This window comes from Robertkochia flava (genome assembly GCF_020166515.1).
In the GTDB taxonomy this organism is placed as follows: Bacteria; Bacteroidota; Bacteroidia; order Flavobacteriales; family Flavobacteriaceae; genus Robertkochia; species Robertkochia flava.
On record NZ_JAINZT010000009.1, the window covers coordinates 83,513 to 106,902 of the forward strand.

Annotated in this window: 21 protein-coding genes; 7 read left to right on the forward strand and 14 right to left on the reverse strand. The window is 46.3% G+C overall.

Annotated elements, in window-relative coordinates; all coding sequences use genetic code 11:
- The first annotated feature begins 615 nt into the window (after positions 1-615).
- Positions 616-1,326 carry a membrane or secreted protein gene (locus K7R11_RS14485; RefSeq protein ID WP_224491556.1) on the forward strand — a complete coding sequence of 237 codons (711 nt, stop codon included), beginning with the start codon at positions 616-618 and terminating at the stop codon, positions 1,324-1,326.
- A 3-nt stretch (positions 1,327-1,329) separates the two neighbouring features.
- Here the strand turns inward: K7R11_RS14485 and K7R11_RS14490 are convergent, their stop codons facing one another.
- The gene (locus K7R11_RS14490) at positions 1,330-2,013 is read right to left on the reverse strand and encodes a CPBP family intramembrane glutamic endopeptidase (protein WP_224491557.1); all 684 of its coding nucleotides are present in this window, start codon (positions 2,011-2,013) and stop codon (positions 1,330-1,332) included.
- A gap of 265 nt (positions 2,014-2,278) precedes the next feature.
- Between K7R11_RS14490 and K7R11_RS14495 the strand changes: the two genes are divergently transcribed.
- From K7R11_RS14495 to K7R11_RS14505, 3 genes are all read left to right on the forward strand, one after another.
- Positions 2,279-2,548, forward strand: a complete 270-nt coding sequence (locus tag K7R11_RS14495) for a YidH family protein (protein WP_224491558.1) — start codon at positions 2,279-2,281, stop codon at positions 2,546-2,548.
- A gap of 76 nt (positions 2,549-2,624) precedes the next feature.
- Positions 2,625-3,308, forward strand: a complete 684-nt coding sequence (locus K7R11_RS14500) for an aspartate/glutamate racemase family protein (RefSeq protein WP_224491559.1) — start codon at positions 2,625-2,627, stop codon at positions 3,306-3,308.
- Positions 3,309-3,628: 320 nt separating this feature from the next.
- Positions 3,629-4,060, forward strand: coding sequence for a VOC family protein (locus K7R11_RS14505; RefSeq protein WP_224491560.1), 432 nt, complete (start codon positions 3,629-3,631; stop codon positions 4,058-4,060).
- A 115-nt stretch (positions 4,061-4,175) separates the two neighbouring features.
- Here K7R11_RS14505 and K7R11_RS14510 read toward each other — a convergent pair whose 3' ends face one another.
- From K7R11_RS14510 to K7R11_RS14525, 4 genes are read right to left on the reverse strand one after another with little or no spacing between them, the layout of a single operon-like run.
- Complete coding sequence (locus tag K7R11_RS14510; protein WP_224491561.1) at positions 4,176-4,688, reverse strand: hypothetical protein; 513 nt, start codon at positions 4,686-4,688, stop codon at positions 4,176-4,178.
- A gap of 33 nt (positions 4,689-4,721) precedes the next feature.
- Positions 4,722-6,380, reverse strand: coding sequence for an MBOAT family O-acyltransferase (locus K7R11_RS14515; protein WP_224491562.1), 1,659 nt, complete (start codon positions 6,378-6,380; stop codon positions 4,722-4,724).
- Positions 6,373-7,668: a GDSL-type esterase/lipase family protein gene (locus tag K7R11_RS14520; RefSeq protein ID WP_224491563.1), complete on the reverse strand. Its 1,296-nt coding sequence runs from the start codon at positions 7,666-7,668 to the stop codon at positions 6,373-6,375. The genes K7R11_RS14515 and K7R11_RS14520 overlap by 8 nt, the downstream gene beginning before the upstream one ends.
- Positions 7,669-7,671: 3 nt before the next feature.
- On the reverse strand, positions 7,672-9,129 hold the full coding sequence (locus K7R11_RS14525) for an SGNH/GDSL hydrolase family protein (protein ID WP_224491564.1): 1,458 nt from the start codon (positions 9,127-9,129) through the stop codon (positions 7,672-7,674).
- A gap of 190 nt (positions 9,130-9,319) precedes the next feature.
- Here K7R11_RS14525 and K7R11_RS14530 point away from each other — a divergent pair, with 190 nt between their 5' ends.
- Positions 9,320-9,466 (forward strand): hypothetical protein, encoded by a 147-nt coding sequence (locus tag K7R11_RS14530; RefSeq protein WP_224491565.1) that lies wholly within the window; start codon positions 9,320-9,322, stop codon positions 9,464-9,466.
- Between the two features lie 6 nt (positions 9,467-9,472).
- On the opposite strand, the gene K7R11_RS14535 is transcribed toward K7R11_RS14530, so the two are convergent.
- On the reverse strand, positions 9,473-10,120 hold the full coding sequence (locus K7R11_RS14535) for a DUF4130 domain-containing protein (RefSeq protein ID WP_224491566.1): 648 nt from the start codon (positions 10,118-10,120) through the stop codon (positions 9,473-9,475).
- A 152-nt stretch (positions 10,121-10,272) separates the two neighbouring features.
- On the opposite strand from K7R11_RS14535, the gene K7R11_RS14540 reads away from it, so the two are divergent.
- Positions 10,273-11,037 (forward strand): LexA family transcriptional regulator, encoded by a 765-nt coding sequence (locus K7R11_RS14540; RefSeq protein ID WP_224491567.1) that lies wholly within the window; start codon positions 10,273-10,275, stop codon positions 11,035-11,037.
- On the opposite strand, the gene K7R11_RS14545 is transcribed toward K7R11_RS14540, so the two are convergent.
- The 5 genes from K7R11_RS14545 to K7R11_RS14565 all read right to left on the reverse strand — a co-directional run bounded on the left by K7R11_RS14545 (position 11,038) and on the right by K7R11_RS14565 (position 18,957).
- Entirely contained in the window at positions 11,038-11,217 is a 180-nt protein-coding gene (locus K7R11_RS14545) for a CPXCG motif-containing cysteine-rich protein (protein ID WP_224491568.1), read from the reverse strand.
- A gap of 9 nt (positions 11,218-11,226) precedes the next feature.
- On the reverse strand, positions 11,227-12,552 hold the full coding sequence (locus tag K7R11_RS14550; protein WP_224491569.1) for a TolC family protein: 1,326 nt from the start codon (positions 12,550-12,552) through the stop codon (positions 11,227-11,229).
- On the reverse strand, positions 12,539-15,742 hold the full coding sequence (locus K7R11_RS14555; protein WP_224491570.1) for an efflux RND transporter permease subunit: 3,204 nt from the start codon (positions 15,740-15,742) through the stop codon (positions 12,539-12,541). The genes K7R11_RS14550 and K7R11_RS14555 overlap by 14 nt, the downstream gene beginning before the upstream one ends.
- Positions 15,739-16,896 carry an efflux RND transporter periplasmic adaptor subunit gene (locus K7R11_RS14560; RefSeq protein ID WP_224491571.1) on the reverse strand — a complete coding sequence of 386 codons (1,158 nt, stop codon included), beginning with the start codon at positions 16,894-16,896 and terminating at the stop codon, positions 15,739-15,741. Before K7R11_RS14560 ends, K7R11_RS14555 begins: the two co-directional genes overlap by 4 nt.
- A gap of 141 nt (positions 16,897-17,037) precedes the next feature.
- The gene (locus K7R11_RS14565) at positions 17,038-18,957 is read right to left on the reverse strand and encodes an ABC-F family ATP-binding cassette domain-containing protein (protein WP_224491572.1); all 1,920 of its coding nucleotides are present in this window, start codon (positions 18,955-18,957) and stop codon (positions 17,038-17,040) included.
- Between the two features lie 65 nt (positions 18,958-19,022).
- On the opposite strand from K7R11_RS14565, the gene K7R11_RS14570 reads away from it, so the two are divergent.
- Positions 19,023-19,406 carry a DUF983 domain-containing protein gene (locus K7R11_RS14570; RefSeq protein WP_224491573.1) on the forward strand — a complete coding sequence of 128 codons (384 nt, stop codon included), beginning with the start codon at positions 19,023-19,025 and terminating at the stop codon, positions 19,404-19,406.
- On the opposite strand, the gene K7R11_RS14575 is transcribed toward K7R11_RS14570, so the two are convergent.
- From K7R11_RS14575 to porM, 3 genes are all read right to left on the reverse strand, one after another.
- The gene (locus K7R11_RS14575) at positions 19,403-20,461 is read right to left on the reverse strand and encodes an NAD(P)/FAD-dependent oxidoreductase (RefSeq protein ID WP_224491574.1); all 1,059 of its coding nucleotides are present in this window, start codon (positions 20,459-20,461) and stop codon (positions 19,403-19,405) included. The genes K7R11_RS14570 and K7R11_RS14575 overlap by 4 nt on opposite strands.
- 419 nt (positions 20,462-20,880) lie before the next feature.
- Positions 20,881-21,768, reverse strand: coding sequence for a type IX secretion system ring subunit PorN/GldN (gene porN / locus K7R11_RS14580; RefSeq protein ID WP_224491575.1), 888 nt, complete (start codon positions 21,766-21,768; stop codon positions 20,881-20,883).
- Between the two features lie 15 nt (positions 21,769-21,783).
- A complete protein-coding gene (gene porM, locus K7R11_RS14585; RefSeq protein ID WP_224491576.1) occupies positions 21,784-23,376 on the reverse strand; it encodes a type IX secretion system motor protein PorM/GldM in 1,593 nt (530 codons plus the stop codon).
- Positions 23,377-23,390: the final 14 nt, after the last annotated feature.

Genomic DNA, 23,390 nt, shown 5'->3' on the forward strand with positions numbered 1-23,390 from the left:
ATCCCGGTCAACAAAGTTGATCGGGATTTTTTATTTCCGGACGTCGGCAGCTGGCTGGCGTAAGACAGGAAATAAAAAATTCTGAGGCCTGCGACAGCAGGCCCGGGATGATGGGTAAAGCACCCCCTCCAAGGCTGACTGAGCAAGGCGAAGTACTCCTTTCTTCAGTTCGAGGGACGAGTTGGAGTTTGAGTTTAGGTTTACAAATGGTTGGAAGTCCGCAGTCAGTGGTCAAACTGAGCCTTATCCTTTAGCCCTTTTCTGCAATACAAACGTGGGATTTGAAATTTGAAATTTCCTGAAAGGTAGATTAGCAGCCCCGGGGTGATGGGTAAAGCGTCCCCCTAAAAGGTTGACTGAGCAAGGCGAAGTACTCCTTTCTTCAGTTCGAGGGACGAGTTGGAGTTTGAGTTTACAGTGGCAGGGAGGCCACAACCAGGCTTTCTTGCGGGGCCGCCAGATCGAACCATCCGAATCCCCATATCCCCACATCCCCACATCCCCATATCCCTTCATCATTACATTAATACATCACCTCATCACTTAAAACATCCTCCACACAATAAATCATATTCTATTTCGTATTTTTAATAAACACAACGAAACCAATACATTATGAAACCATTCATTCTTTTCATCGCCCTGTTTTGCATCACAACATCGTTATGGGCCCAATCGCCTGTTGGCGCCTGGGAAGCTATGGCAACCAATCAACATGGAGAGCAGGTTCGCGCTGTGGTGATCTTCTCAGAAAAATATCAGTCTATTGCTTATTACCTGGCAGAAACAGGAGAATTCCTGAGAACCAACGGAGGTAGCTGGTCGTTAAACGGCAATACCATGACAGAAACGGTGGAATACGACAGTGCTGTACCGCTTCGGGTAGGCAACACCACCTCTTTCGAGATCGAAATAACCGATTCGACCTTAAAAGTCGTAGGAGGCGACCTGGAATTTACCAGGATCGATGAAGGGAAGGAAGGTGACCTGGCCGGGGCCTGGCTGATCTCAGGCAGGGAACGCGATGGGGAGATTCAGATGCGGGATACAGACCAACCCAGAAAAACCATGAAGATCCTGTCGGGAACCCGTTTTCAATGGATTGCCTACAATACGGAAACCCGCGAATTTATGGGAACCGGAGGTGGTACCTACACCACCAAAAAAGGAAAATACACTGAAAATATAGCCTTCTTCTCCCGCGACAATTCCCGCGTTGGGGCCACCCTGGAATTTAATTACAAACTGGAAGACGGCAACTGGCATCACTCCGGAAAGAGCAGTAAGGGAGATCCGATCCACGAGGTGTGGTCAAAAAGAAAATAACGGTCATAGCAGCAAGTTTGCCCTGTTTTTTAGATATACGTACGCAATAACGGGCAATACCGTGACCTGGTAAGTAAAGATGAGCACGGTCATCAGCGTGCTCAGATCGTTTCGGGGCACCACCTCCAGCCACTGCATCCCAAGCGGACCTTCCGAAAAAACCACTACACTCACCAGGTTCCACCCCAGGTGCAAGCCTATGGGCAGATAAAGCGACTTTGTCAGGGCAAATGCAAAGGCAAACATCAGGCCGCCAACAGCTGTGAGCACAAAAACCTCCGCCATACGGGAAAGGTCTCCGAACACCCCGTAACTTCCCCAGTGATATAGCCCGAAAGCGACGGAAGAGACCACACAGGCTCTTGGAATACCAAGATAACGGATGAGCAATACCAACAATATCCCCCGGAAGATCAATTCTTCGGTAAGCACCGACCTGAGGGTCCACCAGAAAGCATTAAAGAAGAGGTTGCCGGAATAGGAATTCGCATTGATCCTTGCATCGGTAAACCAGATCAGCAAAAGGAAACAAAGGGCACAGGCAACGGCGGAGGCCACAAATCCTACCAGCAGATCCAGGGTTCGCAGAGCACCCGGCCGCAAACCTAGGAAATCATTTTCCAGCCTGAACTGCCACCCGAGCATCAGGGACAGCAAGACGATACCAATAAGTATCACGTTAGCCATGGGACAGGTTTATTTGATAAGCACAAATGTAGTCTTTCACAGCAAGTTGCTCCTCATAGGATCAATGCAAAAAGCACAATGCTTCAAAGGGTATACTCCAAAATGAGGAAGCTTTCTTTTTAGGTTTATTCGTAAATTTAATGGAAAGGAGGCGTAATTCCATTGCAACCTATGTTACTTTTTTACTGCCGGTTATGCCTTAACTTAGCCCTTTATCCCGAGGTACATGGGCATCAGGGATACGCAAGATTAAACATACCACGCTTTGAAAACAGATACTAAATTAAGTCTTACCGACCTACTCGCGCTCGACCGGACCCGGCTGGCAAATGAACGGACTTTCCTGGCCTATTTCAGGACGTTCATTGTATTTATCAGTTCCGGACTTGCCATCGTGAAACTCGACATACTGGAAGATATCAAATGGCTGGGTATACTACTCACCATTGTCGGTCCGGTCATGCTGGTTATAGGGACCATCAGGTTCTTTTATGTTAAACGCCATCTGAAAAAGTTGTACAACTATGACGGGTGATCAACTGTATTTTGGAAGTCGTAATCCTCATAAAGGAAAGGAAATGAAAAGCAATCAACCAAAGTAAAATACAATTATGAAAACACTGGGAATGATCGGAGGCACCTCCTGGTTCTCCACCCTTGAATACTACAAGCTCATCAATGAAATGGTGGCTGAGGAACTCGGCACCCACAGCAATCCTGAACTTATCATTTACAGCATCAATATTGAGGTCATGCGTTCGCAGGACTGGGAACGGATCAACAAAAAATACCTGGATGTGGCAAAAAAACTGGAAAAAGCAGGAGCCGAAGGTATTCTGATCTGTGCCAATACCCCGCACAAGGTCTATAATTATGTGCAACCTAAGATAGGCATACCCATCCTTCATATTGCCAGAGCAACGGGAAGGGAGGCGAAAAACCGATCGCTGAAAAAGCTGGGGTTACTGGGCAACAGACCTACGATGACCCTGGGGTATATCCCGGAGGTATTGCAGAAGGAATTCGGTATTGAAACCATTATCCCCGACAGCGAGGGCAGTATTAATAAGTCGCATTATTTCGTAAGCAAAGAACTTACCAGGGGCGAATTTACCGAGCAGGCCAGGGATTTTTACCGCAATCAGATCGAGGCGCTGAGACAACGTGGCGCTGATGGGATCATACTGGGTTGTACGGAACTGCCCATCTTACTGGAAACAGAAAAGGCGGATATTCCCCTGCTTCACACCACCGAACTCCACGCGCGTATGGCAGCAGATTTTATTTTAGGTTAGTGGGGAGTCGTTAGTAGGGTGTGGGGATTATGGGTTATGGATTATAGATTATGGATTATAGATTATTGATTTTTTGTCTTTATGTAATCATCATTCTACCCCTCCTACCTCCTACCTCTTACCTCTCACTTCTAACTCTTCACCTATCACGTGTAACTCGTAACCTGTAACGTGTAACCTGTAACTCCTTTTCATATCCAAGTCTAACCTCGGGAAACGTATTTAAAGGCATTTATACAAGGGCTTGCAATCCAAATATTACGTAATTTTATACAAGCCTTAAAACCATGATATTACCATCGATAATAAATAAACAGATCATGAAAGGTTTTAATATCTATTTGAATTTTGACGGGAACTGCATGGAGGCCTTTACTTTCTACCAGGATGTTTTTGGAGGCGACTTTGGCAACATCAGCAGGTTTTCAGAGATGCCTCCTTCCGAGGAGTATCCTGTACCGGAATCGGACAAGGATAAGATCATGCATATGGACCTTCCCCTGGGGAATGCCACCCTGATGGGGTGTGATTATCCCTCCAATATGGAACCGGGGCTAAAGGCAGGCAACAATTATTCAATTTCCCTGGAAACCGATAGCCGGGAGGAGGCCGACCAGGTCTTCAACGGACTCTCGGATGGTGGCACTATAAAAATGCCCATGGCCGATACTTTCTGGGGGGCCTATTTCGGAATGCTCACCGATAAATATGGCGTACACTGGATGGTAAGCTTTGGAACGCCTTTGGAGTGAATTGTGAGTCGGGAGTCGGGAGTCGGGAGTCGTTAGTGGTTAGTAGTGAGTGGTTAGTGGTGAGTGAGATACTTGTCTGTAATTTCAAATGATCAAATTCCAAAAGGTCAATTTCCTAGAAAATCAATCCGAACTCAAAACCCAAACTCAAACTCAAACTCGTTCCTGCAATGGAGAGATCGCCACGTCGCATCGCTCCCTTACTTTGACAGATAAACCCCTGAATACGTGAATATTCAAATTCATCTTCATTTCCAAACCCAAACTCAAACTCAAACTCGTTCCTGCAATAAGGAGATTGCCACGGCCACTTCATGGCCTCGCAAAGACGTGAGTATTCAAATTTATCTCCAAACTCAAACTCAAACTCGTACCTGTAATGGCGAGATCGCCACGGCCACTTCATGGCCTCGCAAAGACGTGAGTATTCAAATTCATCTCCAAACTCAAACTCAAACTCGTACCTGTAATGGGGAGATTGCCACGGCCACTGCATGGCCTCGCAAAGACGTGAGTATTCAAATTCATCTTCATTTCCAAACCCAAACCCAAACTCAAACTCAAACTCGTTCCTGTAATGGGGAGATCGCCAAAGTTTCAAAACAAACTTCGCGAAGACGGGTAGCATCCTGAATCCTGGTTCTTGAATCTTGCTTCTCCCCTAGAATTGGAAATAAATAAACGGCTGGAAGTCCGATGAAAACGCCTGGTAACACAACACCCCTACCACCGCAACGGTGGCTACCTTTACAGGCATCGGGCTTCGGCCATACAGTCCCTGTATACCATCTTTTGTGGATTGAGGAAGCCAGTGGGTGATATACCCCAGTAACATGACCCAGAATACCGAGCTATAAGCACTTAACACAGTTCCGGCCCCTGCCCAGTCCATATTATTCCAGATCTGATCATAGAGCATACCGATCTGCTCCATACTTTCCCCGCGGAAATAGATCCGGGTAAAGGTGATAAAGATGAACGTCACCAGGATTTTCCAGGCGTGCACCAGCCATCCGGTCTTGTTTTCCCAAGGACTTACCTTTCGCCAGAACTTATAGACCACAATACCAAGCCCATTAAGTCCGCCCCAGATGGCGAACTTCCAGGAGGCCCCATGCCAGAGTCCGCCGATAAGCATGGTTAACATCAGGTTGATATTGGTGTTGATTTGGTTCTTTACAACAGGGGATACCCGGGCCGCCACCACAGCCCCTCCAACCAGGGCGGGGATCAGAATATAGGTCCAAAGGTTGCCAAAGGCGAGCATGACGCCCAGCAGGATAATGCCCAGGATAATATAAGAAGCGCGTGTTCCTTCCCGGTTTCCACCCAAAGGGATATAGAGATAATCTCTTAACCAGGTAGACAGGGAAATATGCCAGCGTTTCCAGAAGTTCCCACAGTTCTCTGCCTTGTAGGGCGAGTTAAAGTTTGTCGGCAGTTTAAAGCCCATCAACAGCGCCAGTCCGATAGCGATATCGGTATATCCCGAGAAGTCGCCGTAGATCTGCAGGGAATATCCGATCATGGCCATGATATTGGTAAAGCCCGAATACATATCTGGAGCATCAAATACCCGGTCGAGGAAATGCATGGCAATATAATCGGCAAAGATCATTTTTTTGATCAGTCCTTTCAGGATCATAAAACTCCCTTGGTTGAAGTCTGTTTTCGTTACCCGGGTAGGGGCATCGATCTGGGGCACGAAATTCTCTGCCCTTACGATAGGTCCGGCAACCAGCTGCGGAAAGAAACTCACATAGAATCCAAAATCGAGGATAGAATCCAGGGGTTTTACCTTTTTCCGGTAGATATCCACACTATAGCTTATGGTCTGAAAAGTAAAGAAAGAGATACCTACCGGAAGGATAATCTTATCCACCGTAAAATAATTTACCGTGGTAAAACTATTACTCCATTGTGCCAGCCAGTTCACCACCTCATACTGGGTATGAAAGAGGTAATTAAAAGAATCGGTGAAGAAGTAAGCGTATTTAAAATAGCACAGGGTACACAGGTTAATCACAACACTAAGGGTAACCAGTATTTTTCTACGTACCGGATCGTCACTTTTGTAAATGTTTTTGCCAATAAAATAATCGACTATGGTCGAGAAGATCAGCAAGCCCACGAACATACCGCTGGTCTTGTAATAAAAGAAAAGAGAAATCAGGAAAAGGTATACATTTCTTACCCGGATTCTTTTATAAAGAAAGGAAAACAAGAGATAAATCACCCCAAAAAAGATCCAGAAATTGACCTGGGTAAAGATCAGGGGGAAGTCTTCTGTAAACGTAAAAATATCTTTTATTCTATTCACCTATAGCCTTAAAATGAGTTAATATACTGTTCACGGGTCTTGAGGTAAAGTGCTCCCATTGTTTTACCAGGGCATCCAGCAGGAGGTCGGCCTTAACGCTGTATCCGAAAAGGGTGAAATGAATTCGGTCTTTAGGCATCAATTCATTCTCATACCACTGTCCGGAGGCACCAAGTCCGCCCATAATCTCGTAAAAATCCCAAACCGCCATCTGATGCTTCCTGGCGAGTTTATGTATGATCTGTTGTTGCTGCTCTGTATTCCGGTTCGGATAACGTCTTTTATAATAGGAGTCATTAGGCACGGTTAGCAACAGCGCACAATCGGGGTTAACCCGCTGCACCATCTCAATGAATTCCTCATACTGCCGTTCGTACTTTTCCGGTTTGAAATTTGGCGTATAGGCATCGTTGGTACCTATAGATACGATAAAGAGATCCGGGCGATACAGGCTAAGCTGCTCTTCAAAGAGCTCACATCGAAAATAGGAATCAAATTTTGCTCCGTTTGCGCCAATAGAGGTGTATTCTATTCCGGGCTCGTCATTCATCATCTCAAGTCCCATCAGTAAAAACTCGGAATCTTTTCCGGCACCTTCTGAGCGTCTGACCTCAATGGAGATCTCTTCCAGGTCACCACCAAACCGGAACTCCCTGAATTTCCCCCTATCCACAAGACTGTCTGACAATACCAGGGATGAGTCAATAACCCGCACCTGGTAATCGTCTGTCCAGGTATCATAAAATATCCTCAGCCGGTTGAAGCAATACCGCGTTCGCAGGTCATCGTTCTTGTAGTTACTGCGAATGGTAATGGTATCTACCGCTTCGCGAAAAGCCGCGGTAACCCCTGCGAGCCCCCAGGTGGTTTCGTGAGAACTCACCGAACAGCGATAGCCTTCCCAGAGGTCATTGTTAGCCTCCACCCGGTAGTTCAACGGATTATTGGTATGGGCCAGATGGTATGGAAATACGAAGCCACGCTGACTGGTGGCCACCTCGTTCATATTCTGCAAATACGTACGCAATTTATTGGAATAAAAGTCGGCCTGGATATGAGACCCCCCGATATGCATAATATGCAGTTTTTCCTTTTTTCCCTGGTAGACACTGTCGAGCTGGGTAAAAAAATGATGAAATGCCGGGGAATCCTCAGCGTAATAAAGGGTATTGGCTTCCTGTTTTACGAGCCCCGGATGTACCCTGAGTAAACTATCCAACACATACTCCTGGGCACTGGCATACACTCCCAAAAGGATCACGACAAGCAGCGATAAAAGTCTCTTCATACATTATTCGTTTAAGTCCAGGTAAAGGGCGGTAAAAAATAGTTCGGAGATCACCTTGGTTCCGGAAGGCGAAAAGTGGGTATAATCGGATTTAGCAAGCTCCTGGTCTACCCAATGCTGCATGGAATTGGCTCCTCCCATGGCATCGAACATACTCCAGTAAGCGATCCCGTTGTTCACACAAACTTCCCTGAGCTTATCGTTCAGGTATGGCAGGTGCCGGTAACTTATATAATCTCCGTTCTCGAGGGTCGACATGTCTGAGGGACCGATAAAGATAACACTGGCATCCGGTTGCATTCTTCGTACCCAGTTCAGGTTGGCCAGCACATAATTGGCGTAGTTATCTATGGCCTTCTGGCTTTTCAGGTAAGGAACAGAATTCCCCCCGTACTGAAAGATAAAGATCCCGGGATCCAGGTCCGAAAGCATTGCCCGGAAATTCTGTTTATCCAGTTTGGTAAACACCGTTCCCGAAGCGCCTCTCATGGCAACGTTATCCAGGGAAATTCCACCGGTACCATCGAGGGTAAGGCCGTAGAAGTCGGGACTGATCTTTGATCGCAAAACCACCTTTAGGTCGGCAGGCGGAGCATCCAGTGCTATCCGGTAATTCCTGTATCCGAGATCGGCAGCTAAACTGTCTTCCTGGATCAGGACACCTTCATTAAACACTTCGATCTTTAGCGGGGTCTGCGCATGACCAAAATGAAGATTCACCCGGGTAAACCTCCGTAGTCGCTTATACGACATCCTTGTGGCTGCAATAGCAATAGAGGCTTCGGTAACCGGGATGGTATCCAGGGACACACTGTCTTTACTGACATAAGGGGTAAAACGGGAAATGGAGGTAAAGGCTCCGTACTTTTTATGATCGAATTTCTCGTGGTTGGGGTCAAAAGCGGCGAACCGCAACCAGTTCTCAGAGGGAGTCACCTTTGCCTTTAGCTGATGATACAATTGTTTTACCGGAACAAACCCGGGGCCTTCGCCCCCGTAAAGTACCTGGAGCCGGTTTCGGACATAGGCCGAGATCCGGTCGCCTTCGAGCTGGGAATCTCCGTAGTGTATGATCCTGCAGGATCCGGAATTCAAGTGTTCCCTGAGCTGCCCAATAACTTTGTCTTTATCCTTAGGCCAGTCCAGCCTGCGTATCCTTGAGGTATCAATCCTGCGGTAATCCACTTCCGGGGCCTCCGGACCAGGTGCTTCAGGACCCTCCTCCAGCACGACCTGCTCAATATTGGCCACAATGCTGTCTATGGCCCTGGTATCCCCCTGATCAAGAGCACCAGACATCAGAAAGGAGGCAGTAGTAGGATATTTTATCACTTCATCAAAAAACGAAAAACCGTCCTGGGTTTGTCCTTCCCCATCGGGATGTGCCTCACTTATATACGTAAAGGCAAACATCACCAGGAGTGATGAAATAATAAACACACTAATCTTCTTAGGATTCATAAATCACATTTTCCAGATGTTTTGCAATTTAAAAAATTAATACTGCCAAACATGAACCCGGACCCTGGTTAATTGTTAAAGGTCCTTTCGTATCGCATACCGATATCAAATGGCCATGACCCTTTAAGGGAAATACTCCCCTTTCAAGGACCCCTACCTTTGAAATCTTAAGACAAAAACTGGAATTTTAATGAGTTATTGCATACCGGAGGCAAAGAAAATACAACAACGCTCCGGCAATCCTTCAACGGCAGACGCTTCCCATTATACCAGAACCCTTATTGAAACCGATAAGGTTATAAAATCAAAAACACCTGTCGGGAAAAACTGGGGTTAAATATTATTACCTGGCTCCCAAAGTCCCGATCGAACGACCGGAAGATTGAATAGCCCTTTCTGGGTTAAAAGCCGGGTTTACCGGCTCCAGGAATTCGCCGTTAAAACACCAACCGGAATTGCGCCTGTTATCCCACAAAACCCAACGTTTTTCCGGAAATTCCTCAGATAACCTGGAAGCCAGAAGTGGCACCAGGTCAAAGGTTGGCTGCAGGCTGATCCATTTCTCCTTCTTATTCTCAAGTCGCGTCCTGGTGATCTCGTAGAACCGCTCTTCCGCTCTTTGCACCATCCCCGCAGCATGCCTGATATTCCGGATACAGGTTTGCTTCTCCATCCGGGGAACAAAGCATTCTGAGTCGGCCACCAGCTGGACGAATTCCAAAATACAGTCTTCAGCACCCTTCAGTTCACTTAAAAACGCCCTGAAAATAAGTTGCCAGTACGCTTCTCCGGCTTTGACCCTGATCATTCTTCGCACATCGGCCAGGCAAAGGTCACGGGATTGCACCTCTATTTTACAGCCACCGGCCCCGGTACTGTACTTATTATTACAAAGAATGGTTACCTCTGAAAGGTTTCTGTCCAGAACGAGATAAACAGCAGTCATCAATCCTTTGAAACTACCATCATAAAGTAAGCAGGTTTTCGTCATATTGTTGATTTTGGAATGGTTGATAAGATGCAAAACACAAAGGGCACCTCTGAAATCCAAACAGGTTAATTATATTTACCTGATGAGAATTCAAAAATAGGATTATTTCCAATAAAAAGGAATTATTCCATTTTTTTATTTATATTTACCATATGAAGTCTGACCTGCCAATAGAGGTAATCCGATTCAAGGAGATCCGCGAAGCCTTAAACATGACCCAGCAATCCTTTGCAGAAGCCTTGGGCATTAAGAATTCTACAGCCGATATTGAACGCGGAAAGAGCAAGATTTCCGGCGCGGTGGTGGCAGAGCTGCTACAGCAATACGACATTAATCCGCTCTGGCTTTATGGTAAAAGTCACCGTAAGACCATTGAGCTTACCGTAAATACCACCCCTAAGGTGGTTACCGTAGACAGCGCAAATAATGACAATATTGTTATGGTCAATGTGAAGGCTGCAGCCGGATATCCGCACAACCTCCAGGATGTCGACTGGTATGATGAGCTCCCCGCTTTTCAGCTCCCGCTTAATGAATACCGGAATGCTACCTATCGCGGCTTCCAGGTGGAAGGCGACAGTATGCTCCCTTCCCTCTACCCAGGAGAATGGGTTCTGGGCCGTGCGGTAGAAAATCTCAGTTTGCTGGACAACCACTCCATCTGTGTGATCGTACTCCAGGATAGTGTTCTTGTTAAAAAGATCCAGAAGCATCCGGATAACGACAGACTCTCGCTGATCTCACTCAATAAGGAATACCCTCCTGTTACTGTAAATGCAAATGAGATCCAGGAGATATGGCAGGTAAACAGTAAGATTAGCATGGAGATCGATAAGGACCCCGGAAATGCATCCATAGAACAGATCCATCAGGCCATTACTGAGATCAGAAGAGATATCGAAGCCTTAAAGAAATAACTACTGTTCCAGGCTGGCAGCACTGAATGAACGCAATTCCCCCGCTTCAAACTCCACTGTAAGTTCTACAGGATTACAACACACTTCACAGTCTTCCACATAGGTCTGGCTCTGGGATGGGTCCAGCAGCATGGATATTTCCTCCCAGCAATAAGGGCATTGAAAAAAATGCTCGATCACGACATTCAATTAAAAATCTACATTCAGCAACTGTCCGCTCACCTGTAACACCGCCAGTTCGGCAAGTTTAGCCGTATACTTGGCCTGGTTCTTATTCAGGATGGCAGTTAACAGGTTGATCTGCGCCTGCCTGAATTCCAGGGAGGTTGCCCTCCCAAACTTATAACGCTCTTCAGTTCGGTTGAAGTTATTTTCTGTGGTTGCCACGTTTTGCTTCTGGGCTTCATAAATGAAGAGTGCATTTTTATAGGTCTCCCATGCGTTACGAATATCACGCTCCACATTGAGCTCTACCTGTTGCTTGCTTAACTCCTGATTCTCGTAAGTTATCTTGGAATTCTTATACTGGGTAATGGTACCTCCCCCATCAAACAGGCTCCACGACAGATTAATACCTCCGGACAGTCCGGTAGAAGTATTTTCCAAAAGGAAGGCCAGTGGGTTATTGTTTTCAGACCTGTTCCAACCATAAGATCCAAACAACCCTACGGTAGGCAGAAAACCGCTTCGTACCGACTTAATACCGTACTCATTGATCTGTTCTCCGGAACGGGCCTGCAGGAGGTTTACGTTATTCTCACGGGCATCACTTAACATGTCTTCCATTAGAAGACCGGGCATAAAGGTTACCAGGGTATCTACCTGGAAATCCGTCTCCAGATCCCGGTTCATGATCAGGTTCAAATCTCTTTTGGTATTTTTAAGGATTCGTTGTGCATTGATCAGGTTAATGCTGTCGGTATTTACATCCACCTCTGCATTGAGTACATCCAAACCGGTATTCTGACCGTATTCGAACTGGTATTTAGCCCGGTCCAGACGATCCTTGGAGATCTCCAGGGCTTGTTTGAGATTCCCCACATTTTCACTTAACCGCGCCACCTCATAATACACAGAAAACAGCTGCAGCATGGTGGTTTCAATGGTTTCCCTGGCCTGTAATTGGGTAAGGTTGCGTTCTTCTTTCAGGGCCTTGTAATTGTAAAGCCTTCCGAGGCCATCAAACAGCACAAAATTAAGATCCACAGAAGCATTATACCTGGTGGTTTCCACCCCGTCGGCCGAACGCACTTCTCCGTTGGCCAGCTGACCTTCTGTGGAGGTACGGTCAATACTTGCTCCCGCATTCCCCGTTAAGGTAGGTAGAAACCTGGAGTTAAGTACACTGGCATTATTCTCTGCGATCTCTGTATTGTTCTTGGCGATCTCGATGCCCAGGTTATTGGTCAGGGTATAAGAAATGGCCTCCTGCTTTTCCAGGATATCCTGAGACCAGGCAGTGGCGGTCATTATAAAAGTAAGTGAAAATACAACCAGGGTATTAGTAAACTTCATGCTCTTCAACCTTTTGTTCTTTAACAGCGCGTTCTACTTCTCTTGGGTTAGGCAACTCCCCTTTTCTCAACCAGAAGGTTCCCATTTTTATCTGATTACTTATGGTAAGCAATACGGGTAACATGAGCAGGGTCAGGAAAGTTGCAATGGCAATTCCAAAGGATATGGAAATAGCCATAGGCTTCAGGAATTGCGCCTGTCTGCTCTTCTCAAACAACAGTGGCGCCAATCCGGCTACCGTGGTCAGGGAGGTCAGAAAGATCGCTCTGAACCTGGATTTTCCAGCCAGTAAAATGGCCTCTGCATAGCTCGCTCCTTCCTTAAGGTAACTATTAAACTTACCTATTAATACCAATCCGTCGTTTACCATAATCCCGATCAAGGCTATGATACCCAGCATGGACAACACGTTAATAGGGAAGCCCATGAGCCAGTGCCCCCAGCCGATCCCGATCAAACTGAACGGTATCATCAGAATGAGCAATAAAGGCTGACTATAGCTTCTGAATGTAAATGCAATTACCGCGTAGATCAGGAATATGACAATTGGAAAAACCTTTCCTGCAGAGCTGGACAGCTTACCTGCCTCCCGGTTTTGCCCACTGTCATAAGACACCCTGACGGTAGAATATAACGATTGCAATTCCGGCACGATATTGTTGCGGATATCGGCAAGAACATCTGTAGAAGAGGCATTAGGATTCACCAGGTCTGCCTCCACACGAATCTCCCGTACGCCATCGAGGTGCTGGATAGATTCGTCTCCTCTTGCGATATCATAGGTTGCGATCTCTGTAAAAGGAACCCGTTCTCCCGAGGGGGTAAGGATTCGCATCTCATCCAGGTCTTTTATAGAACCCCGGTCTGCCAGGTCGTATCGCACCCAGACCCGGATCTCATCCTGACCTCTCTGAAAACGCTGTGCCTGAAACCCGAAGAATCCACTTCTAACCTGGCTCATTACCGTTCTCAGGTCCAGGCCAAGGGCATAGGCATTTTCTTTTAATTCGATACGGATCTCCTTGATCCCTTCCGGGTCGGTATCGACGATATCCTTTAGTCTTGGATCCTTTTCCAGTTCCGCCCGAAAGTAATCCTTGGCAGATTTCAATTCCTGTGTATTATTACTGAGCAGAGAAACCGAAACCGGACTTCCTCCGAAGTTACCTCCGGAATTAAAGGTCAATCGCTCTACGCCGTAAACAGCTCCCGTAGTATCCCTAAGGGCATTGGAAATCAGGAAGGATTCGAAATCCCTTTCTTCTCCTGGTAGCAGGTTGATATTAAGGGACGCCTTATTGGTTCCCGGCCCCACTCTTTTCACAATATTTTCAATTACCGGCTTTTTCCCGGTTTGCCGGGCGGTAAATTTCTCGTTGACTTTCCAGGCATTCTCCTCTACCATGGTTATAATAGAGTCGGTTACCCTTGGAGAAGTCCCTTCAGGCATTAACAGGTTCACGGACACCTGATCACTGGCTATGGAAGGGAACAGGGTGGTTCCTATGATCCCGCCGCCGATAGATCCAAAGGTAAGCACCAAAGCCATAATGAAAAGCCCCATGGTAAGCACCTGGTGCCTTAAACAGAATTTCAGTGTGGGAGAATACAACCGGTCCCTCATATAATCCATAAGACGGTCTCCGTAAACGTTAATATTACGCATCCCGGCAAAGAACTTCTGAATCAGGTTCTGCTTGCCTTTCTCCTTATCCTCGAGCTTATGTAACGCCTTGGAATGGGCAATATGTGAGGGCAATATGATGAGCGCCTCAATCAGGGATATGGTCAGTGTAATAATAACTACGGTAGATACCTCCCCGAAGAACTCCCCGATACGGCTATCCAGAAACAGGAAGGTGGAAAAGGCGAGTATGGTGGTAATAATAGCCGATATAATGGCCGGCAACACCTCCATGGTTCCGTTAATGGCTGCCTGAACCGGAGTGGCACCTTTTTCATAATGCTGGTATATATTCTCCGCGATCACGATACCATCGTCTACCAGGATCCCGATCACGATGATCATTCCGAAAAGGGACAGTACATTGATGGTGATCCCGAACATCCCTCCGAAAATAAAAAGTCCAAGGAAGGATATAGGAAGTCCGAAGGCCACCCAAAAGGCCATCCTGGAATTGAGGAATATGGACAGGAACACCAGTACCAGCAGAATACCCTGCCAGGCATTCTTAAATAGTAAAGCGGTTCGCTGTTTCAGGGTTATAGAACGGTCAGACTCTATATCCAGCCGGACATTATTATATTTACTATTAAAATCATCAATATATTCCTTGACCTTTTCTGCTGTAGGAATCAGGTCTTCACTGTTGGTATTACTAATGGAAAGGTTTACTGCCAGATTCCCGTTAAAGTAAGAGGCATTTGGATTTTCTTCGAACCGGTCCCGGATATCAGCCACGTCCCTAAGCCTTACGTTAGTACCGTTGGGCAAAGCCGTTACCACCACGTTATTCAACTGGTCGCCGAAGTAGGACCTGTTGTTGGCCCGTATCAGGTAATCCTCAGAATCTGTTTTTATATTTCCTCCTGTAATCAGCAGGTTGGTCTCCGAAACTGCCTGAGCCACTTCAGAAAAAGTGAGATCAAAGGCCTGTAAATCCTTTTCGCGCACAGCGATCTCGATCTCCTCCCGGGGAAACCCGGTGATCTCGATCTGGGAGATCCCGTCAAAACCCCTCAGGTCGCGTTCCACCTGGCGGGCGATCTGTTTTAAAGTAGACAGGGCTACCTCGTCTCCACTCACGTTAAAGGTTATGGTTTCCCGTATCGCCTTTTGTTTCCCTACCACCAGGGGCTCCATTCCGGTGGGAAAGCTGGGCACCTGGTCTACTGCATTCTTTACCTCGAGGAGCATAAAATCAATATCGTATCCCTTAAGGATCTCCACTGTAATGCTACCCCCGTTCTCCCGGGATGTTGAAGTCACCCGGTCAACCCCTTCGATCCCTTTAAGATTGTCTTCGATCTTAATGATAATACCTTCTTCGATCTCCTGGGGAGCAGCGCCGGGATATGCTACATTTATAGAAATAATCTTGGAGTCTACTAATGGGAAAAATGAAGATCGCAGCGAGAATGCCCCAATGATCCCGAAAATAAAGAATGCGATAATAACAACATTTACCGCGACATCGTATTTGATGAAGTAAGCGAGTATTTTTCTCATTGGGCGGCTACGTTAGGTTTGGTATCATTCATGCTCACATCCCTGTCTCCAGAAATCTTAACCACCATTCCGGGATAAGCTCCGGGCACAGAGCGCGACAACACCCTTGCCCCGTCTTTAAGCCCTTCTACAATAACATGTTTTTCAGAAAAGAAAACCGGTTTCACCGGAAGCAATTCCAGGACCGTATCCTTAACAGCATACACCCTGGACTGATCTACAAGGAGGGAGCGCTCGATCTGATAGGCGTTCTGGGCGTCACGGGCGTGAATATGCGCCTCCAGGTACATCCCTTCTTTCAATTCGTCAGCGGTTACCTCTACAAAGGCCGTTATGGTCTGGGTAGACTGATCGATCTTTCCATTTACCCTGGAAACGGTCCCCTTCCAGGATTCGGTATTGTCCAGGTTATTCAACAAGACTTCCTCGCCCTCCTTTAAATAGGGGGCAAATGATTTATTCACCGCAACCTCCACTTCATAGACACTGGGATCAATAAACTCCCCCAGTTTCTGGCCATTCCTTATAAGCGTACCCTCGTTAACGAGGGCCTCGGTAAGGATGCCGTTAAAAGGCGCCCTAAGGATATGCTTGGAAAGTCTTTTTTCGAGATTCTTAAGGTTATAGTATGCCGCATAAACCCCCCGCCCTATTAAAAAGTTCTTCACCTGAACCGATGACGGCTCTGGTAATTCGGGAGTAAGCCCTTTCATATTGAAGTTTTGTAAGTAAGTTTCCCAGGCAGGAAAGGCCTCAGGATAATCCAGGCGAAGGTCCGGCATGATGCCTGTTACCAGATTGATAAGGGTACTTTTCTGAGATTGTACGGAGGCAAAAAATTCCTCGTCATCGATCTGCATCAATACCTCTCCTTTCCGGTACTCCTGCCCCTCCTTGAATAATTTCGCACTGTTAAGCAGTACCCCCTGAACTTCGGAATATAACTCAATACGTCTTTTCGCTACCAGCGTACCGTTTGCATTAATAATTACAGGAACTTCTCCATTCTGCACCGTATCCACATAAACGGTTTTGACCACTTTCTGGACTACAGACTCCGGTTTTTTCTTGTTTGAGATCAGGTAAGAAGCCCCGTATCCACCAAGAGCAATCAGGGCAAGCCCCAGAATCGCAGAGACGTATTTATGATTCATAGCAATTTTAGTTGATGATATGCAAAGCTATCTATATGAACGGCTTTAACAGGTTAAAACTTTCTTAAATATGAAGAGTACACGTATTATTCCCGGGCCTCCTCCGAATGCCCACAATAACAACCGTTCCCGAATACAACGTTAGATACTACCCCCAAGCTCTTCATTTAAAAGAAACCACTCTTCGGTGACTTCTTCGAGCTCCTTTTTAAGCTTCTCATATTTTTGAAAGAAATCGGCGTCTTGAGCCAGCTTGTCGTAGTTCTCCGCCAGCTCCTTATCCCTTGCTTTTATCTGTTTTTCGAGCTGAACCATGCGACTCTCTGCCTTGCTCACCTTATTCTTCAGGGATTTTAGCTTTTTTTGTTCTTCGTAACTAAGCTTTTCAGGGGCTTCCTCTTTTTGCTGCTTCGCCTTTTTAGGATGATCACCTTTTTCAATCTGGCGGAAATCCGCCGCCTTCCTTTCGTCGAGGTAGTAATTAATATCTCCAAGGTATTCCCTGATATCCCCATCGCGGAACTCATACACCCTGTTAGTAAGCCCCTGCAGGAAATCCCGGTCGTGAGACACCAGCAATAAGGTGCCTTCAAACTCATTCAAAGCTTCCTTCAGTACATTCTTCGACTTTATATCGAGGTGGTTGGTGGGCTCATCCATTACCAACACATTAAAAGGCTCCAGCAACATCTTACACAGGGCCAGCCGGTTTCGCTCTCCTCCGGAAAGCACCTTTACCTTCTTATCCACTTCCTCTCCCCTGAAAAGAAATGACCCCAGCATATCCCTGACCTTAACCCTGTTTCCATCATTGGCTGCATCCAGCATGGTATCGAGAACGGTTTTTTCCCCATCGAGATATTCGGCCTGGTTCTGGGCAAAATAGCCGATCTGCACATTATGCCCCAGGTTGAGTTTACCGCCATGAGAAAGCTCCCCAACGATGATCTTGGCCAGGGTAGTTTTCCCCTGTCCGTTCTGGCCTACGAAAGCCACCTTACTTTCGCGCTCGACCAGGAGATCGATCCCTTTCAAGACCTGCTTCTCCCCATACGCCTTTGACACCCCTTCGGCCTCAATCACCACCTTTCCGGGCCTCACTGAAACAGGGAAACGCACATTCATCACCGCATTATCTTCTTCATCAACCTCAATACGCTCGGTACGCTCCAGCTTCTTGATCAGTGACTGGGCCATGGAAGCCTTACTGGCCTTCGCCCGGAATTTCTCGATCAGCTTTTCGGTTTGCTGGATCTGCTTTTCCTGGTTCTTCTGGGCATTCAGTTGCAGCTCCCGCATCTCATTGCGCAGTTCCAGGTATTCAGAATATGGTTTTCTATAATCATAGATCTTCCCCAGAGAGATCTCAATGGTTCTGTTGGTCACATTATCGAGGAACATTTTATCGTGAGAGACGATCACCACGGCCCCGGGATAGGACTTAAGAAAATCCTCCAGCCAGATGATCGATTCGATATCGAGGTGGTTTGTAGGCTCATCCAGCAGCAATACATCATTATTCTGCAACAACAGCTTCGCGAGTTCGATCCGCATCCGCCACCCTCCTGAGAAGGTATCGGTACGCTTGTCAAAGTCTTCCCGTTTAAACCCGAGCCCCTGGAGCACTTTCTCTGTATCACCCTGATAACTATAGCCCCCTAAAACTTCGTATTGATGCGTATTATCACTCAGTTCCACCATAAGGTCGTGATAGGCCTCACTTTCGTAATCGGTTCGTTGGGCCAGGGCATTATTAATTTCATCCATTCGCGCTTCCAGGGCCTTGATGGCCTCAAAAGCCTTATAGGCCTCTTCAAGAACGGTACACCCCTGCTCAAAGTCGATATCCTGCTTCAGGAATCCAATCCGCACTTCCTTATCGGTGGCGAGGGCTCCCTCATCCGGTGCCATTTCTCCGGAAAGCACCTTGAGCATGGTCGATTTCCCGGCACCGTTCTTGCCGATAAGACCTACCCGGTCTCCGGGATTCAATTTAAAGGAAACCCCTTCAAAAAGATATTCCCCGCCAAAGGTTATAGAAAGATTATGTACGTTAAGCATATTTTGTGACTAAGGTTACCTAGCACTTTATTGGAAAGCACTAATTTTATGGAAAATTTCTGCAAATGTTAAAAAAAGGATCAAAACTATACAGCATTTTAACAGGAACTTGTCCCCGCTGTCATGAAGAGATCATGTATACGTACAAAAATCCTTACATACCCTCCCAGACCCTGAAAATGAATGAAAATTGTTCGTCCTGTGGCCTGAAATACAAGATGGAGCCCTCCTTTTTTTACGGGGCCATGTACGTAAGTTATGCTGTGGGAATTGCATTTGCAGTGGCGGCCTTTGTCATTTCCTTTTTATTGCTGAACAGTTCCCTGAAAACAGCATTTATCAGCATCGTTGGCACCTTGGTCGTTTTCATGCCCGTTATTATGAGGCTATCCAGAAATATCTGGATCAATTTCTTCTTTAAATACGATGCCAACGCAGGCAAGTCCTAAGCACGTTTATACCATCGTTTCTTAAATCGTAAGGCATCGGTCTCCGCAGGCAATCCCTCTCCCGACTCAATATGCCGGAAAAGCAAGGGCGCAGCCCATGGAGCGATCATCACCCCCCGACTGCCCAAACCATTAAAGACAAACAAATTAGAATATTCCGGATGAGAGCCGAAAAGCGGTTTTCTGTCGGCTACCGTGGGTCTTATTCCCGCTAGATGTTCTTTAACCGTATAAGGGAGTTTTAAAAATTTCTCAAGTTTTTCGGTGAGTTCTTCCCGAGAGGCCTGGGTAGGCGTATTGGTTTTATCCTGCCACTTATAGGTAGCCCCTACCTTATACCTGTGATCGCCCAGAGGAAGCAGAAACACCGAAGACTTAAGAATAAAATCGATGTCCAGATCGGGAATCTCCACCTCAAGTAATTCCCCTTTGGTACCGTTCAGGGGTAAAAAGTCAAAAAACGGATTATTTTTAATTCCATACCCTTCACAAAATACAACATGCTTTACCTCCATAGCGCCATATCGCCATCCTCCATCTTCCCGTGATAACCTGTTGTAATCAAAGGTCTCGCGCTTCAAATTACCCGATTGCTCAAGGTGTGCCATATAACATTCCTGCAGCTTTGCAGTATTCACCCAACCGGCATTCAACACCTCCCCATACCCGTGCGGATCATGGATACCTTCCAAATTCAAATGATGTAACCGGGTATTCATAAAAGGTGAAAGCAAAGGATGGTCTGTTGCCTGAAACCAGTTATTCTGCTCTTCAATGGTAGCAAACTTTCGCAATAATCGCATGGGGCTATTTAACTGCACCCCCAGTTTCTTTTCAAGCCCGGAATAATAGCTATCAAGTACCGCTAATTGTTCTGAAGCACGCCAAACCGGGGTAAAACGTTTTAATATCACAGGATTATACATCCCTCCGGCCACATGAGATGACACCTGGGACCGGTTATCAAAAACCAGGTAGTTTTTCCCCTGTTTCTCCAGTTCTTCAGCAAAGGCGATACCGGCAAGCCCACATCCAACAATGATATAGTCGATCATGATTCAAAGTTACGAAGTTACAAGGTTACGAGGTTAGGATGTAATTATGAATGGATAATTAAAAATAATAAATGTGCCGGGGTACGAGGTACGAGTTATGAGGTACGAGCCTGCCTGCAGCAGGCAGGGGTACGGAGGTACGAGTTTGAGTTTGAGTTTGAGTTTGAGTTTGAGTTTGAGTTTGGAGAAGGAGATGAATTTAAATACTCACGTCTTTGTCAGCCTGCCATCCCTAACAGGGAGAAATACCTGCTTACAGCCAGACAGGCAGGGGCTGAAGGCATCACATCAGGGTTGCCGTATTAAAAACAGCCACTCCGGAATATCCAAGCCCTTAACAACAATGGAACAAACAAAAAACGCCCGGAAATTCCGGGCGCTTCTTTGTTGTTATGTGTTCTGAATTGGATGTACAGGACTTAGTAACTCCACATATCCTGTTCCTTGTCGCGGATATTCTCCTTGATGCGCTGGGCTTCCAGCAGCTGGAACAAGGCATTGTCTGGAATGTAATCCTTGATCTTGCGGTCTTCCTGAACGTTCTCTTCCTTGTAAATATAGGCGTTGAACCTTCTGGCATTCAGCAACTGATCAAAGGAGATCGGCCTTGAAGAATTCTGGTTATTAAAGGCTTTGGCCTCGTGCAGGATTCCCCTCACACTTGGAAACCAGATCCAGAATAACTCTACAAGATCCGCATTTCCTGAATCGATAAAGTTAACGTCCGGAGCCACAGGTGCGATTCCAAGCAACCTGTATTTAAGTTCTCCCTGGCGCTTGTCGAAATACCAAACCCCTTTGATACGCCACTCCTCGATCTCTGCTGCAGTAATATCTCTTTTATTGATATATTCCGGAGAAATCTGCTCCCCCGCATTTAACTGCTCATAACCGAGGTCTGTGGTATCTACCTTTTTCAGGGTAGCCTCGAGATCCTTCAGGGTACGCTTATCGGTAAAATACGAATCTGCATAGAGGTCGATATTCCCGAGTCTTGCGTTCTTCATGATCACATCGTAAAGCGACCTTCTGTCCTTACCAATACCCACGGTATCGATGGGATAATAGAAGGGAAAGTTCACTCTTTCATCCAGGTCAATACGTTCCCAAACGGTTTTAGACCATAGGATATCGCGATCATCTACATAACCGTAAGGCAGGGGCTGATCGTTATCAGCTTCGATCTGCTGTTCGGTCTTCACCCCAACCATTTCAGGAGTCTTGGCGTTAAGCAGGTTGGCCTGCGCTAATGCCGACCCCGAAACAAACAGGGCTGAAATCGTTACAATTATTCCTTTCCAATTCATAAACATAAGTCTTTATTAGTTCGTTAACTCAACAACAACAGGAGATACTTTCTTGAGTTTATAAGATCTGTTGTTGGTGATGTAAGCTTCAATATCAAAAATCTGTACGGATTCACCTCTTCCTGCACGTTTAAGGGCAGCTTTGGCTCTTCCATCAAGTTTGTTACCATTAACCTGTACAGTAGGCTGACCGGGTACTTTGAATTTAAATCCGCTCACCGCGATGTTCAGGTCAAAATCAAAGTCTTCCAGCATAGCGCCGATGGTTGAGATCTCCAGGTTGGCTCTTGGCATCTTGATCTCCCCGAACTCTCCACGTACGGTACCTGAAGGTCTTGGGATATCCTTGATACGGAATTCTGAAGACGAAGCAACACGCTGTCCGTCAGGAAGGGTACCACTGGCCGTGATCTTCACGGTACGACCTGTTCCCGGGTTCATGGTATACTTACTTCCGGATGCACGGCTAAGACCGGGAGCGCTAGCACTTACTTTGTTATCAGGGATACCAGGGATGGAAATGGTTAACGGGTTAGAAACCCCGCGATATACCACGTTCATCTTATCAGCAGAAATAACCGCTGCATTAGGCTTACTGATGGTAGCGAAAGTCTGGCTAACCGGTACTTCGATCTCCTTCCCGTCTTCCTTAAAGATCAGCTTCCCTTCAAGGGTATGATCTCCCGGACGACCGGCACTGACTTTCATTTTAACCTGACCACCGGCAAACTCATAATCTTCTCCTTCCTTAAGCTCTCTTCCATCCAGGGTAAGTTCGGCTCTGTCCGGAACAGTAGAGGCATCTACCCTACCAAGAACAATAGCTCCATCGAACTCTTCTCCCGAATAGTAAGCAGATTTAGGCTGCTCTAAAAGGGTCGAGTAATTACTATAGGAAACATCAGAAGTAAGCTGACCTTGTACCATAGCTGAAAGAACATCCTCTTGAGTCGTTTTAATATCAGACTGGATATTGGTTAGCTTGGTAAGCGAGGCGATCAATGGAAAACCTTCAAAGTGGTAGTTCAACCAGGCCTGGTTCTTTACCTCTCCATTCTCGTCTCCGGTTTTGAAACGCTCTTCAATAGTAGCCGCCAAAGATTCTTTCTGCTCTGCTTTGATCAGGGAATCCGGAATGCTGTTAATCGTTTCAATCGCTTGTTTCTTGTAGGAATGGATATAGTCTACAAACTTTTGTCCTTCTTTAGAGTAATTATCTCCCTGGAAAAAGAACTGGTCAAGTTCGTCGGCCTTGTCCATTACCTCGTAATTTCCGCTCTCGAGATCTGCCTCCTTTACATTAGACGTAATATTGGTCTTGATCCCTTCGATATAGGTATAGAATTCATCAGACAATGAATTAATACCGTCGTATTTCTCTAACATTACGGCATACTTCTCCGGCTGGTCATTCGCTTTTTGCTTCAGCCCGTTATATGCCATTTCGTTATTAAGTGTCGCTTTTTCGTTAGACACTTCCAGTTTTTCGTTCAGTAGTCCGAAAGCCGAAAGTACCTCCTTACTCATGTTCAGCGCCAGCATCGCGATGAAAACCAGGTACATCAGGTTAATCATCTTCTGACGTGGTGATAAATTTCCTCCTGCCATTTCTAATTAGGTTT

Excerpts from the sequence above, each read along its gene's own strand:
- K7R11_RS14485 (WP_224491556.1), top strand. The coding sequence starts at position 616 with ATGAAACCATTCATTCTTTTCATCGCCCTGTTTTGCATCACAACATCG.
- K7R11_RS14490 (WP_224491557.1), bottom strand. The coding sequence starts at position 2,013 with ATGGCTAACGTGATACTTATTGGTATCGTCTTGCTGTCCCTGATGCTC.
- K7R11_RS14500 (WP_224491559.1), top strand. The coding sequence starts at position 2,625 with ATGAAAACACTGGGAATGATCGGAGGCACCTCCTGGTTCTCCACCCTT.
- K7R11_RS14505 (WP_224491560.1), top strand. The coding sequence starts at position 3,629 with ATGAAAGGTTTTAATATCTATTTGAATTTTGACGGGAACTGCATGGAG.
- K7R11_RS14510 (WP_224491561.1), bottom strand. The coding sequence starts at position 4,688 with ATGCTACCCGTCTTCGCGAAGTTTGTTTTGAAACTTTGGCGATCTCCC.
- K7R11_RS14520 (WP_224491563.1), bottom strand. The coding sequence starts at position 7,668 with ATGAAGAGACTTTTATCGCTGCTTGTCGTGATCCTTTTGGGAGTGTAT.
- K7R11_RS14525 (WP_224491564.1), bottom strand. The coding sequence starts at position 9,129 with ATGAATCCTAAGAAGATTAGTGTGTTTATTATTTCATCACTCCTGGTG.
- K7R11_RS14530 (WP_224491565.1), top strand. The coding sequence starts at position 9,320 with ATGAGTTATTGCATACCGGAGGCAAAGAAAATACAACAACGCTCCGGC.
- K7R11_RS14535 (WP_224491566.1), bottom strand. The coding sequence starts at position 10,120 with ATGACGAAAACCTGCTTACTTTATGATGGTAGTTTCAAAGGATTGATG.
- K7R11_RS14540 (WP_224491567.1), top strand. The coding sequence starts at position 10,273 with ATGAAGTCTGACCTGCCAATAGAGGTAATCCGATTCAAGGAGATCCGC.
- K7R11_RS14550 (WP_224491569.1), bottom strand. The coding sequence starts at position 12,552 with ATGAAGTTTACTAATACCCTGGTTGTATTTTCACTTACTTTTATAATG.
- K7R11_RS14555 (WP_224491570.1), bottom strand. The coding sequence starts at position 15,742 with ATGAGAAAAATACTCGCTTACTTCATCAAATACGATGTCGCGGTAAAT.
- K7R11_RS14560 (WP_224491571.1), bottom strand. The coding sequence starts at position 16,896 with ATGAATCATAAATACGTCTCTGCGATTCTGGGGCTTGCCCTGATTGCT.
- K7R11_RS14565 (WP_224491572.1), bottom strand. The coding sequence starts at position 18,957 with ATGCTTAACGTACATAATCTTTCTATAACCTTTGGCGGGGAATATCTT.
- K7R11_RS14570 (WP_224491573.1), top strand. The coding sequence starts at position 19,023 with ATGTTAAAAAAAGGATCAAAACTATACAGCATTTTAACAGGAACTTGT.
- K7R11_RS14575 (WP_224491574.1), bottom strand. The coding sequence starts at position 20,461 with ATGATCGACTATATCATTGTTGGATGTGGGCTTGCCGGTATCGCCTTT.
- porN (WP_224491575.1), bottom strand. The coding sequence starts at position 21,768 with ATGAATTGGAAAGGAATAATTGTAACGATTTCAGCCCTGTTTGTTTCG.
- porM (WP_224491576.1), bottom strand. The coding sequence starts at position 23,376 with ATGGCAGGAGGAAATTTATCACCACGTCAGAAGATGATTAACCTGATG.